This window comes from Streptomyces sp. NBC_01429, assembly GCF_036231945.1.
In the GTDB taxonomy this organism is placed as follows: Bacteria; Actinomycetota; Actinomycetes; order Streptomycetales; family Streptomycetaceae; genus Streptomyces.
The window spans coordinates 2,472,975-2,484,832 of sequence record NZ_CP109599.1 but is presented as its reverse complement, the minus strand read 5'-3'; the positions used below and the strand labels follow the sequence as shown (position 1 = coordinate 2,484,832).

Annotated in this window: 14 protein-coding genes and 2 pseudogenes; 5 read left to right on the top strand and 11 right to left on the bottom strand. The window is 67.4% G+C overall.

What is annotated here, in order from left to right; translation table 11 throughout:
* Window positions 1-23: 23 nt before the first annotated feature.
* From OG627_RS10365 to OG627_RS10355, 3 genes are all read right to left on the bottom strand, one after another.
* Window positions 24-2,081, bottom strand: a complete 2,058-nt coding sequence (locus OG627_RS10365) for a transglycosylase domain-containing protein (protein WP_329063667.1) — start codon at window positions 2,079-2,081, stop codon at window positions 24-26.
* Between the two features lie 151 nt (window positions 2,082-2,232).
* Complete coding sequence (locus OG627_RS10360) at window positions 2,233-3,198, bottom strand: helix-turn-helix domain-containing protein (protein WP_329063665.1); 966 nt, start codon at window positions 3,196-3,198, stop codon at window positions 2,233-2,235.
* Between the two features lie 157 nt (window positions 3,199-3,355).
* Window positions 3,356-3,790 (bottom strand): ribosomal maturation YjgA family protein, encoded by a 435-nt coding sequence (locus tag OG627_RS10355; RefSeq protein ID WP_329063663.1) that lies wholly within the window; start codon window positions 3,788-3,790, stop codon window positions 3,356-3,358.
* Between the two features lie 81 nt (window positions 3,791-3,871).
* Here OG627_RS10355 and OG627_RS10350 point away from each other — a divergent pair.
* The 4 genes from OG627_RS10350 to OG627_RS10335 all read left to right on the top strand — a co-directional run bounded on the left by OG627_RS10350 (window position 3,872) and on the right by OG627_RS10335 (window position 6,761).
* Window positions 3,872-4,704 (top strand): IS5 family transposase gene (locus tag OG627_RS10350; RefSeq protein WP_443073445.1). Its coding sequence is split into 2 segments (ribosomal slippage): window positions 3,872-4,214 and window positions 4,214-4,704, totalling 834 coding nucleotides; the frame shifts between segments, so codons are not numbered across the junction.
* Window positions 4,705-5,537: 833 nt separating this feature from the next.
* A complete protein-coding gene (locus OG627_RS10345) occupies window positions 5,538-6,020 on the top strand; it encodes a hypothetical protein (protein ID WP_329063659.1) in 483 nt (160 codons plus the stop codon).
* A gap of 24 nt (window positions 6,021-6,044) precedes the next feature.
* Window positions 6,045-6,464 carry a hypothetical protein gene (locus OG627_RS10340; protein WP_329063658.1) on the top strand — a complete coding sequence of 140 codons (420 nt, stop codon included), beginning with the start codon at window positions 6,045-6,047 and terminating at the stop codon, window positions 6,462-6,464.
* Window positions 6,465-6,497: 33 nt separating this feature from the next.
* A complete protein-coding gene (locus OG627_RS10335; protein ID WP_329063655.1) occupies window positions 6,498-6,761 on the top strand; it encodes a hypothetical protein in 264 nt (87 codons plus the stop codon).
* A 201-nt stretch (window positions 6,762-6,962) separates the two neighbouring features.
* On the opposite strand, the gene OG627_RS10330 is transcribed toward OG627_RS10335, so the two are convergent.
* The 3 genes and pseudogenes from OG627_RS10330 to OG627_RS10320 form a co-directional block, all read right to left on the bottom strand.
* On the bottom strand, window positions 6,963-7,190 hold the full coding sequence (locus tag OG627_RS10330; protein WP_329063653.1) for a hypothetical protein: 228 nt from the start codon (window positions 7,188-7,190) through the stop codon (window positions 6,963-6,965).
* 379 nt (window positions 7,191-7,569) lie between these two features.
* Window positions 7,570-7,938, bottom strand: a pseudogene (locus OG627_RS10325) (DUF6891 domain-containing protein); the annotation flags it as partial.
* A 133-nt stretch (window positions 7,939-8,071) separates the two neighbouring features.
* On the bottom strand, window positions 8,072-8,248 hold the full coding sequence (locus OG627_RS10320) for a CsbD family protein (protein WP_329063651.1): 177 nt from the start codon (window positions 8,246-8,248) through the stop codon (window positions 8,072-8,074).
* Window positions 8,249-8,593: 345 nt separating this feature from the next.
* Here OG627_RS10320 and OG627_RS10315 point away from each other — a divergent pair, with 345 nt between their 5' ends.
* Window positions 8,594-8,947, top strand: a complete 354-nt coding sequence (locus tag OG627_RS10315) for a PRC-barrel domain-containing protein (RefSeq protein WP_329063649.1) — start codon at window positions 8,594-8,596, stop codon at window positions 8,945-8,947.
* 104 nt (window positions 8,948-9,051) lie between these two features.
* On the opposite strand, the pseudogene OG627_RS10310 reads toward OG627_RS10315, so the two are convergent.
* The 5 genes and pseudogenes from OG627_RS10310 to OG627_RS10290 all read right to left on the bottom strand — a co-directional run.
* Window positions 9,052-9,171 (bottom strand): annotated as a pseudogene (locus tag OG627_RS10310) (alpha/beta hydrolase); the annotation flags it as partial.
* 230 nt (window positions 9,172-9,401) lie between these two features.
* Window positions 9,402-9,836, bottom strand: a complete 435-nt coding sequence (locus tag OG627_RS10305) for a VOC family protein (protein ID WP_329063647.1) — start codon at window positions 9,834-9,836, stop codon at window positions 9,402-9,404.
* A gap of 260 nt (window positions 9,837-10,096) precedes the next feature.
* Window positions 10,097-10,624, bottom strand: coding sequence for a class I SAM-dependent methyltransferase (locus OG627_RS10300; RefSeq protein ID WP_329063646.1), 528 nt, complete (start codon window positions 10,622-10,624; stop codon window positions 10,097-10,099).
* A 159-nt stretch (window positions 10,625-10,783) separates the two neighbouring features.
* Entirely contained in the window at window positions 10,784-10,993 is a 210-nt protein-coding gene (locus OG627_RS10295; protein WP_329063644.1) for a DUF397 domain-containing protein, read from the bottom strand.
* Window positions 10,990-11,829, bottom strand: coding sequence for a helix-turn-helix domain-containing protein (locus OG627_RS10290; protein WP_329063643.1), 840 nt, complete (start codon window positions 11,827-11,829; stop codon window positions 10,990-10,992). Before OG627_RS10290 ends, OG627_RS10295 begins: the two co-directional genes overlap by 4 nt.
* Between the last annotated feature and the right edge of the window lie 29 nt (window positions 11,830-11,858).

The window sequence follows — 11,858 nt, the reverse complement described above, 5'->3', positions numbered from 1 at the left end:
GCCGGGGGTTCCCGTCCGCCGGGCTACCGCGAGACCCTCGCCGGTTCCTGGTCCACCGCCGGTGGCATCACGCCCGGCGCGCTGGGGACCGCGGCGAAGGAGTCCGGCGCCACCGTGCGCTGGTAGTCGGTCCAGATGCGGGGCGGGAAGACACCGCCCCGCTCGGAGTCGGCGCCGCCCACCCCGTTCATGGGCAGCAGCTGCGGCTCGTCCGGCTTCGTACGGAACATCGCGACCGAGGTGGACAGCTGCGGAGTGGCCCCGATGAACCACGCCGACTTCATACGGTCGTTGACCCCGGTCCCGCCCGCCCAGATCCGGCCGCTGAACCAGTGGTCCCTGGTGGGACGCAGGGAGTTCCAGCCCACGTCCTGAAGGGCCCGGCCGACCTCCAGGGCCACCGACTCGTCCATCACGCGCCGCTCCTCGGGCGGCTCGAACCCGTCGAGCGCGACGCCGTCGCGCTCGACCTTCGTCACCGAGTAGGGCTCGGTCCTGGTGCCCGCGTTGACGAACGTCGTGTACGCGCCGGCCAGCCGGACGGCGCTGGGGGTCGAGGTGCCGAGGGCGAAGGTCGGTTCCAGCTTCGCCATGCTCTCCGGGCGCAGCCCTGCCGCGACCGCCGTGTCCCTGACCTTCTTCAGGCCGACGTCCTTGCCCGCCTGCACGAAGGCCGCGTTGCCCGAGGTGATCAGGCTCCTGGACAGGCGCGAGGACAGGGTCGCGTCCGGGCTCCCGGACACGGCCTCCGCGCCGGACACGGGTGCGCGCGGGGCGTCGAGACCGGCCGTCCGGAATCGCTCGCCCCGCCCCTCCAGGGCGGCGGCGAACACGAACGGCTTGAACGCGGAGGCCGCGGGCACCCCGGCGGTGTCCGCGTTGTTGCTGAAGTGCTTGATGGCGTCCTCGCCGCCGTACACCGCGACGATCGCCCCGTCCGAGGGCCGTACCGAGGCCGCGCCGAACTGCACATGGCGGTCGGCCGCGCGCTTCTTCGGGTCCAGGCTCTCCTTGCGTACCTTCTCCACCGCCCGGGTCAGCGCGCGCACCTTGTCCTTCTCGAAGGTGGTGTGGACGCGGTAGCCGCCGGCGGCGAGATCCTTCCCGGTGAGCGAGCCCTTGCTCTTGAGGTACTTGTTGGCGATGTCGATGAGATAGCCGATCTGCCCGGCCTGGCTGGTCGGCTTGACCGGCTTCTTCGGCTCGGGGAAGTCCTGGTACGTGGCCCGCTCCGCCGCGCTCATCGAGCCGGTCTCCACCTCACGGTCCAAAATCCACTCCCAGCGCTCCTCGGCCCGCTTGCGGTGGTCGGGGCCGAGCGCCGGATCGAGGGTGTCCGCGCCCTTCAACATCGCTGCGAGCAGGGCGCCCTGACTGGGATTCAGGTCCTTGGCGGGGACACCGTAGTAGGCGTCGGCCGCCGCCTGGATGCCGTACGCGTCGCGTCCGAACCAGCTGGTGTTGAGATAGCCCTCCAGGATCTCCGCCTTGGTGCGCTGATTGCTGACCTTGAGCGACAGGAAGAGTTCCTTGACCTTCCGGGTCACCGTCTGGTCCTGGCTGAGGTAGGTGTTCTTCACATACTGCTGGGTGATGGTCGAACCGCCCTGTGTCTCCTCGCCCTTGACGATGTTGAGGGCCGCGCGGCCGATGCCCTGGAACGAGACGCCGGAGTCCGTATAGAAGTCGGCGTTCTCGGCCGCGATGACGGCGTTCCGGACGGGGTCGGGCACCTGGGACAGCTCGACGTCCTGCCGGTTCACATCGCCGACGCCGACCATGCGGCTGCCGTCGGCCCAGTAGTAGACGGTGGCCTGGCGGCGGGCCACGTCGTGCTCGTCGGGTATCTCGATGTGCGCGTACATCCAGGCGAAGGCGCCGCCCAGGACGGCGCAGGCGCCGAGGAGGAGTCCGGTGACCAGCTTCCAGGACGGCAGCAGGCGCCGGAGGCCGCGTCGGCGGGCGGGGGCGGTCGTGGGGGACTCCGCCGACTCCGTTGACGCGGTGGGGGATCCGGCCGTGGGCTTCTTCGGGTGGCGCGGCTTCTTACGGCGCGATCGCAGCGTGTGGGGCAGCTTCACCGGCGCGGACCTCTCTCGTCTGGTGCTGGACTCCGGAGAGAAGATCACGCCAGGGGCGCCGCCGTTGTGCCCGTCACACAATGGTCTTAATGTGCCACCGACCGTCGTGTTCCGACCGCGAAAAGTAGCCGGCCGCTTCGTGGCCCCCGCCTCACGCCACCTGCGAGGGCCCCCGGAAGGTACGGCGGTACGTGTGCGGTGTCGTCCCGAGCACCCGCAGGAAGTGGTGGCGCAGCCCCGCCGCCGTACCGAACCCGGCCCGGCTCGCGACGCTGTCCACCGTCTCGTCGGTGGCCTCCAGCAACTCCTGTGCGAGCAGCACCCGTTGACGCAGCAGCCAACGGTACGGAGTGGTCCCCGTCTCCTGCTGGAAGCGGCGCGCGAAGGTGCGCGGCGACATGTGGGCCCGCGCCGCCAGCTCCTCGACGGTCACCTCGCGGTCCAGGTGCCGTTCCATCCAGCCGAGCACCTCGCCGACCGTGTCGCAACGGCTCCTGGGCAGCGGATGCTTGACGTACTGGGCCTGGCCGCCGTCGCGGTGCGGCGGGATCACCATCCGGCGCGCGATCGCGTTGGCGACCTCGGTTCCGTACTCCTTGCGTACGAGATGGAGGCAGGCGTCGATCCCCGCCGCCGTGCCCGCCGAGGTGATCACCGGATCCTCGTCCACGTAGAGCATGTCCGGCTCGACGACGGCCAGCGGAAAGGCGCGCGTCAGCGCCGCCCCGTGCCGCCAGTGACCGGCGCACCGGCGCCCGTCCAGCAGTCCGGCGGCCCCGAGCGCGAACACCCCTGAACAGAGGCTGAGCACCCGCGCGCCACGCTCCACGGCCCGGCGCAGCGCGGCCAGAAGTTCGGGAGGAAAGTCGCGGGCCTCATAGGCGTCGCCCGACGGCACCGCGATCAGATCGGCTTCTTCCAGCCGATCGAGGCCGGGCGTCGCGCCGATGGTGAACCCGGCGTGCGTGCGGACCGCCGGCCCCTCGGCGGAGACAACGGCGAAGTCGATCAGGGGCACGCCCTCTTCGGTGCGGTCATGCCCGAACACCTCGCAGACGACGCCCAGTTCGAAGGGATGGACTCTGTCGAGCACTACCGCGGCCACATTCCTCAGCATGCCGTCAGTGTGGCAGCTATTCGATGGTTCATGACAGTCCTGCCACTGCTTTCTGTCGCGCGGGAGCGCCACAGTAGAGGCATGAACACTTTCCTGACAGTTCTCGCCCTTATCGCCCTGTTCGTCCTGCTGGCCGGGGCACCGCTGTTCTGGCACCTCAAGGACCGGGCGATCGACCGCCAGTTGCGCGCGGCCGAGCGGCCACCGGAGGCGCGGCGGACCGCGGCAGTGACGTATGGATGGCCCAGCAGGCACCCGCGCCCACGGCGTACCACAGCAGGTCCGGCACATTGAAGGTCGACCCGAGCACGAGCCGGGCGACCACACTGCGCCCGGCCCACTCGGCCGGCACCCCCGTCAGCTGAAACAGCTCGACGGCCCAGCTGAACGCGAGCGCCCCCGTGGCGGCGGCGAGTGGCCGCAGGCGGGGGCGCGCCAGTACGACGAGTGTGTACACCAGCACGGTATAGAGCGCGTCCCCGCCGAACTTGGCCACGTCCCCGCTTCCGGCGGCCCGTATCCCGAGCCCGGCGCCGACGGTGAGCAGGGCGGCGACGGCCGCGACGAGGCGCGTACACGCGAGATCCCCCATGCGCGGCAGCCTAAGAACCCCTAACGAAATGATCTTCGTGGTGGTTGGATCACTCCGGGACTGGTGATCCGGGGGTGTGTGGTGGCTCGGCCGAAGCCGTGGGAAGTCGACGGCGAGTTGTGGGCTGTGGTCGAGCCGCTGCTGCCGAAGGTGGAGCGTCGCACCCGGCATCCCGGCCGCAAGCGGCATCCGGACCGGCTGGTGTTCCAGGGCATCCTGTTCGTCCTGCACACCGGGATCGGCTGGGAACACCTGCCGCAGGAACTCGGCTTCGGCTCGGGCATGACGTGCTGGCGCCGCCTGGCCGAGTGGACCGAGGCCGGCGTGTGGGCCCGACTCCACGAGGTCCTCCTGGCCAAGCTCCGCAGCGCGAACGCTCTGGACTTCTCCCGGGCGGCCGTGGACGGCTCCCACATCCGGGCGTTAAAGGGGGATCCAAGACGGGACGAAGCCCTGTCGACCGGGGCAGGACGGGCAGCAAGCATCACCTGATCACCGATGCCACCGGCATTCCGCTCGCTGTCACCTTGACCGGTGGCAACCGCAATGACGTCACGCAGCTGATCCCGCTCCTCCAGGCGGTGCCGCCGGTGCGGGGCAAGCGAGGCCGGCCCCGGCGCCGCCCCGACGTGGTGCTGGCCGACCGCGGCTACGGCCACGACAAGTACCGCCGCCTGGTCTGGGACCTCGGTGTGAAACCGCTCATCGCCCGCCGGGGCACCGAGCACGGCTCCGGACTCGGCACTCAGCGCTGGGTCGTGGAACGCGCCTTCGCTCACCTGCACTGGTTCCGCCGCCTGCGCATCCGCTGGGAGATCCGTGACGACATCCACGAAGCCTTCCTGAGTCTGGGGTGTGCGCTCATCTGCTGGCGCCGCCTTTCACGACTCGCCCGGGACACTCCTGCCCAGTAGCCATTCCCGGACGCTCGGGGAGCTGTCCAGGAGTCGACTGACCTCCACGCCCTCGTCTCGTGAGGTCACTCTCGGCAGAGGGGCGAAGTCATCAGGCATGACGTCCAACAAGCTCATCACACGGTCTCCCGCATGAAGCGCGATGAGCAGTTCGCACCGCAGCTGGCGTGGGATGCCAGGACGATGGGGCAGGCTGTTCCACAGAGTCGGCCACAGGTAGTGGGTCCCATCGGGCGCCGCATTCGCCTGCACCCATGCCGGGTCCAACCGCTGGTTGAGGCTGAGCTCGCATGCCCGCTCCTCCAGCTTGACCAGCGAGGCCGTATCGAGGGCCTTCAACTCCCGAGGCACCGGCTCATCCGAGTTCATCGCCCCATGCTGCCCGACAACACCCCACCACCCGGAACCGACCCATCGAAGATCATTTCGTTAGGAGTTCTTAGAGGCGACGCAGCCGATCGGCCGTGAGATCACCCCACAAATCGGACACCAGTCTTTGAACTGCGACTTCAAGTCGGCAGGGGCTCAATCTCATGCGCTCTCATTCCTTCCACGCGCATCACGGTGCGGTGATCGCAGACATGAAGCCGACGCTGCGGGCCAACTGCCTAGCATGCTCGCCCTCTCCTTTCTCACCTCAAAAATTAAAAAAACAGCAAAATCAGACGGGGACATGTCATAAGGTCGGACACGTATGCGGGCCCGCATCAACCGTGCACGAACAAGACCAAAGGAGCTCTATGAGACCCATCCGAACCCCCCCTTCGCGGACAAGACGCCGGATATCCCGGCAGCTCGGCGCGCTGATCGCCTTCGGTGCATCCCTGCTATTGGTGTTAACCACCGCCACCACCGCCCAGGCGCACTACGTGTACCAATCCGACGAAGTGTGGTCCAACACCGATTCCTCCAAGTGCCTGTACACCTATGCGGAGGTCTCCCACGGCAGCAGAGGAGGCTACGCCAAGTCCTACGGGCTGGCCTCCTCCGGCATCCCCTTCTCCCAGGCGTGCATCCTCATCTGGAACCGGCCCCCGGGCAACCTCAAGACCGCGTGGCAGTACTTCTACTGGGACGGCTCCCAGTGGGGCGTGTGCCGGCAGCTCCTGGGCACCCAGTACCCCGACGGCACCTGGAGCGGCTACGCCAACACCACCGAGGCATCCAAGATGGAACTCACCCACGACTTCGGGATCGCGCCACCCTGCGGCGGCGGCTACTACGCCACCCGGGGGATGTCCAACGTCTCTTACGGCGGCGCCTGGTACGGGACCAACGTTCTCATCTGGTCCGGACAGCACTTCATCGAGCCGTAACCCGCAAGGAACTGGAGACACTGCATGAAGAAGACCCGCATATCCCTCGCTGTGGGAGCGGTGGCCGGCGTGCTGCTGCTGGGCGCCCTGGCGGCGAACGCCTCCGCCGATGAGTCGCCCCGCCCCGCCAACAGCGGGCAGACCGAGAAAGCCGCGGTGCCGCCGGCGCCGCCCGCCCCGGAGTGGGTCAACCCCGACGGCACGGTGGACCAGTCCAAGATGCCCGAAGAGCTGCCGCTGATCGGGGCGGACGGCAAGGTGGCCAAGGACGCGAACGGCAAGCCCCTCATGGTCAAGACGCGCGTCGAGCTCGCGCAGTCCGGTGCGCCCCAGGTGCCCGCGGCCGGTCCCCGGGCCGAGGAGCAGCGGTCCACCAGCACGGACGCAGAAGGCCGCAAGACGGAGACCGTCGAGGTCGAGGCGTCCGTTCCGCCCGCGCAGTGACCTGACGAACATGCAGGAAAAGAAGGACACCGTATGAGCAGACTGCTGGAAGCGGTGTGTGCGCTGACCGTGGGCGTCCTCGTCGCGCTCCTTGTATGGGGTACCGACGATGGCGCCGTTCAGGTGGCGTGGCGAGAGGGCCAGCTGAGCGGCGTGGCGGTCATGTTCGTGGCGGCGTGTGCGCTGTGGCTGGTGCTGTGGCGCAGGCGTACCGGGCGCGGCTGGCTGGCATGGCCGCTTACGGTGCTGCTGTGCGGTGCGGCTGTCGCGCTGATCATGGCGGCCATGGCCGGTTGACCGGCGCAGGCAGGTGGGGCTCCCTGTTCTCGTGGACGGGGAGCCCCACTCGCGTTTTCGGGCCAGGGACTGCTGTTAAGGATCTTAGCGAGAGGGGCGAGAGGTATCCGTGCGTCACGGCTTCCGTGTTGCCGGCCTGGTCCGGTTCCGGGCGTCACGCCTCCGATGGCAAGGTCGCCCGGAACCGTTTCTGACACGAAGTCAGGCACTGTCCAGCACGGCGCTGCCGGTCGTCTGGGCACACGTCGTCGCGGTCACCCAGGCGGGGTCGGTGCGCACTGTGCCGAGGACGCGCCGGTTCTTGAGGTGGGCAAAGCCGTGCTCGACACCCGGGGCACCCGCCCCGTCCGGGCCGACGCCCCTCAACAAGGTCTTCGCGTGGGTGCCGTTGCGCTGTTGCCGTTGCTGATCCCGGACCGTGCTTCTCATCGGTGAGCCCGCCCCCAGCACGGACTCCAGCACCACCTGGTGAGCCGCACCTGGTACGCACCGATAACCACGCGCATGGTCAGACCCGCGATCGGAATGAGGGGCAGTGCGGCACGGGGAGGGGGCTGATTCGGGGTGTTAATACCAAGATCCGGGCACCGGTGTGGCTTTTTTTCCGGTTTCCATGCGGAATGCCCGCCAGCCTCTACGAAACTGTCCGATCAGTCCGCACTTGCACTGGTAATGGGAGCATTTGACCGAATGGCGTTTGCCCCGAACGTGTTACTACAGTCACAGAGCGCGAGCCCACTCTTAAGGGCCCGGTCGGCCTCCGGGCCCGGCTGGCCTACGGGGACCGGTCGGCCTCCGGTGCCTGGTCGAGCGGCGGCACCTCGCGGGCGGCCCCCATGTCCAGCGGCGACCAGGCCGGTCCAGTGTCCCAGCCGGTCTCCTGGCGGGCCCAGCCGGTCATCGCCGCGATCACGGCCCCGGAACCGTCGACCACCGCCTGGAAGTGCCGGCCTGCGGCGCCGTCGCGGTGCTCCAGCGTGTAGTCCCCGCCGGTCGCGTCGGTCCCGCCCGCCTCGTGCCAGACCTGGGCGAAGACGTCGGGCAGGTCGGGTATCCGGTGGACCACCAGGAACCGGTCACCGTCCCCGCCGATGCGCCGGATCAGCCCGGCCAGCTACTCGGCGGACACGCGGACGTACCGCTCCCCGTTCTCGGTCTTCACCACGATCTCCAGCATGCGCGGACTCTGACACACGCCTCTGACAACGGGCCCCCGGCTCGACTCCGCGGTCATGGCTGATCCCGGCAGCCTGGGAAATCGGCTGCCGGGATCAGCGGCGTGATGGGTGCTGCCTGGAGAGGTGAGCGTGTTACTTGGGCTTGAAGGCGTCCTTGGCCTTCTCCTTGGCCTGCCGCAGATCACCCTTCGCCTCCTCGGCATGCCCCTCGGCCTGCATGGAGTCGTTGCCCACCGCGCCTCCGACAACCTTCTTGACCTTGCCCTTGGCCTGCTCGCCCTTGGCCTGAGCCTTCTCGTCCGCAGCCACAATCGCCACACCCTGTCGTACTCGAAAATAGTGTCAGTCCCCGTCTCGCCACTTATCCCGCACCCAAACCCAACAGTTGCCACAGGGAAATTATCGTGACTCTGCGTGTGTAAAAGATGCATAAGATCTGCGGGTTCGGAGCGGGATGTTGACCCGGTGTGCCCAGTTCTCCCAGGGAATCCAGCGAGCATCCAGCGGGAATCCATTATTTCTCCAGGCAAATGTGTGGGGTCCTGAATGAGGGGCAGCCGGTGTTTCGAGAGCGCGTCACCGAATTTTCGGAGACGCCGGTCCTGCTCCGCGATTTTGGTCGTGGAGTGGGAAATTCGATGAAGGAGCCGTTTTATGAGTGACAACATCTGGGGCTACCAGCCGACCTCCGGCCACACTGCGGGCACCGACCTGATCGGCTACAAGGTCGAGGCCACCGACGGCAGTATCGGCAAGGTCGACAAGCACTCGGACGACGTCGACTCCTCGTACCTCGTGGTCGACACCGGTGTCTGGATCTTCGGCAAGCACGTCCTCCTGCCGGCCGGCACCGTACGCACCGTCGACCAGGACGAGCGCAAGATCTTCGTCGACCTCACCAAGGACCAGATCAAGGACTCGCCCGAGTTCGACAAGGACAAGCACGTCGGCGACGCCGGATACCACGACCAGGTCGGCGGCTACTACGGCAGGCACCGCCGCCCCTGACGCCACGGCGTCACGCTGAAAGCGGTGGGGGCCCGGCCGGAGAGTCTCCGGCCGGGCCCCCACGCCAGGGCGATTCCCACGCCAGTGCGATTTCTTCGAGTGCCCTATCTCCCCTGCCCTGCGAGCGTGTCCAGGATTTCCGCGACCCGGACGGGATCCAGAGGGCCGACGTGTGACGCCCCGGGAAAATCGTGCACGCGAAAGCTGTTGCCGGGCGTGAACGCGCCAGTGCCATGCCCCCCACCGCGAGTCCCAGCCCACGCAATGCTGTCCGCCGGGTGGCACCTGTTCGTTCGTCGCTCGTCGCATTCATCATGGGCACGACGCTATGAACGGCCCGCTCGGCCCGCCAGCGGTCCAGCACCAGCACGGGGGTGGGCCCAGCACCACCTTCCAGTACAGCTGTTGATCACACGCACAGAAGGCCATCTTCGCTTCGCATCGCGGAGGATGCTCAGTCGAGACAGAACTCGTTGCCCTCGATGTCCTGCATCAGGATGCACGACTCGTTCTCGTCGTCGGCCAGCTGCGTTTGCAGGTGTACCGCGCCGAGCGCGACCAGTCGTGCGCATTCGGCCTCCAGTGTGGCGAGGCGCTCCTCACCCACGAGTCCGGTGCCGACCCGCACGTCGAGATGCACCCGATTCTTGACGACCTTGTCTTCGGGAACGCGCTGGAAGAGCACGCGCGGGCCCGCACCCGAGGGGTCACTGCACGCGAAGTAGATGACCTGATCCTCGGGCGGCAGCGAGTGATGGTAGTCCTCCCAAGTGGCAAACCCCTCCGGGACCGGCGGTACGACGTACCCCAGCACCGCGCACCAGAAATCGGCGAGGCGCGCGGGTTCCGCGCAGTCGAAGGTGACTTGGAACTGCCTGATCGCTGACATCAGCGCACCATAACAGGGGGAGTTCTGTCGCTCATCTCCTTTATTGGACAGCCATGTTGTCGGGAGGGCAGCTCCTACCGGGCTGCCGTGGCGAACTCTCAGGACAAGCAACGGGGAGTGATGTCCAGTCAGTAGGGTGCGCGGGCCTGGACGATCAGGGTGCCCAGATTCTCCGGATCGGGAGCCTCAAGGACGCGGGCATCGACTTCCAGGAAGCCGTAGTTGATGAGGACCCCCTGCCACATCTCCTCCGAGTAGGCTCAGCGTTGGATGGGCAACACCTTGCCGGTGAAGCCGTTTCCGTACATGCCCTGCGCGCCGTAACAGCCCTCCACGGCCGGCGCTTGCGAGAACACGAGCACGCCGCCGGGGGCAAGGTGTTCGCGGATGGCCGGGATCAGGCGGCGCGGGTCGGTGAACCAGACCGCGCCCCAGATCGAGTAGATCGCGTCGTAGCTCTCTTCAGTGTGCCGAAGATGGTCCACGGCTTCCCGGAGGAGGAATCGGGCCCCTGCCACATCGGCCCAGCGTTCCTCGGCATGTCTCACCTGGACGGGCGAGAGGTCGACGCCCGTGGCTTCGACGCCTTTGCGAGCGAGGTAGGCAACCTCGCTTCCGCCGCCGCAGCCCAGTTCCAGCGATCTCCCGGGCTGGCACAGGAGTTCCTCGGCAGGGCCGTGGTGATCGTACTGAGTCCAGCCAAAACCTTTGTCGGTCGACTCGCTTACCGTTCCGACCTCTGATACGGCGCCCGCTGCGTAGCGATCCCAGTATTTCTCAGCACTCATGCGGTGGCGTTCCCCGGAAACTGGGGGTCTGGGATCCCGCTCCCAGAGCGGCGAGCCGATTGCGAACGCATGCGCACCCGAGGTGGAGCTTCCACTTCGACCCGGAGACCGTCGGCTTCTTCAATCCCAGTGGCGAATTCGCCACTGGGACCACCCGTGTTACGGCCGTCCGGCGAAGGAGACGAAGTCCGTCCAGGCGGGAGCCGGGACCTGGAGGGCGGGGCCCTGGGCTCTCTTGGAGTCGCGGATGTGGATGGTGGTGGGGGCGACTGCCACTTCTACGCAGTTGCCGCCGTCCGAGCCGGTGTAGCTGCTCTTGAACCACGTCAGTTGGGCGGCGGCGGGCTGCTCCACCTGCTCCGTACTCATGCTTCTCCTGCCATGCGCTGGATAAGACGTGCGGACTCATCGCTGTTCAGAGCCTGCGTGCGCAGCTTCCCATAGCGCAGCCCGAAGGTACTGACCCTTGCCGGATTGGTGATCACCAGCCCGGCCCCATGGGATTCGATGTAGCCGACGTGCCTGTGCTCCGCAGTCTCCATGACGACCATAGGACCGTTCAGCCCCAGGTGGAAGCCGCGAGCTGTCGGCATGATCTGGATCTCTACGTTGAGCAGTGCCCCCTGGGTCAGCAGGTGTTGAAGCTGCCTCTTCATCACTCCCTCGTCGCCAACCGCCGCCGTCAGCGCCGACTCCGCGATGATGAAGCACAGTTCCACCGCCGGTGTGCGCGTCAGAAGCTTCTGTCGGCTGAGCCTTGCTTCCACGTGCTGCTCGATGATCTCCTCGGGCAGTACCGGGCAGTGCCGTGAGAAGAGCGCCCGTGCGTACTCCTCTGTCTGGAGAAGTCCGGGGATCAGCAGCGGCTCGAAGTCGTACCTGCTCACCGCATCCGTCTCGATCACCGCGAAGTTGTAGAAGAACGCCGGAAGCTTCGCCAAGTCCACATCGTCCTGCAACACCGCCAGCGTCCCGCCCGCGTCCAGCCTCACCTCCGCCGCATCCGTGAACGCCGACTTCGCCGGCCTCCGGCCCTGCTCGATGGAGGCGACCTGTTCCACCGAGTAGCCCACCGCCTCGGCCAGTTGCTCCTGAGTCAGTCCGGCCCGTTCCCGGTGGAGCTTCACCAACTTGCCGTAGCCGACCCAGATCCCCGGCTTGTCGTCGTCCTGGACGCGTTGCTTCTTCGCGCGGCTGGTTCCCATACGCCTCACACCCCAATGTGTGTGCCGAT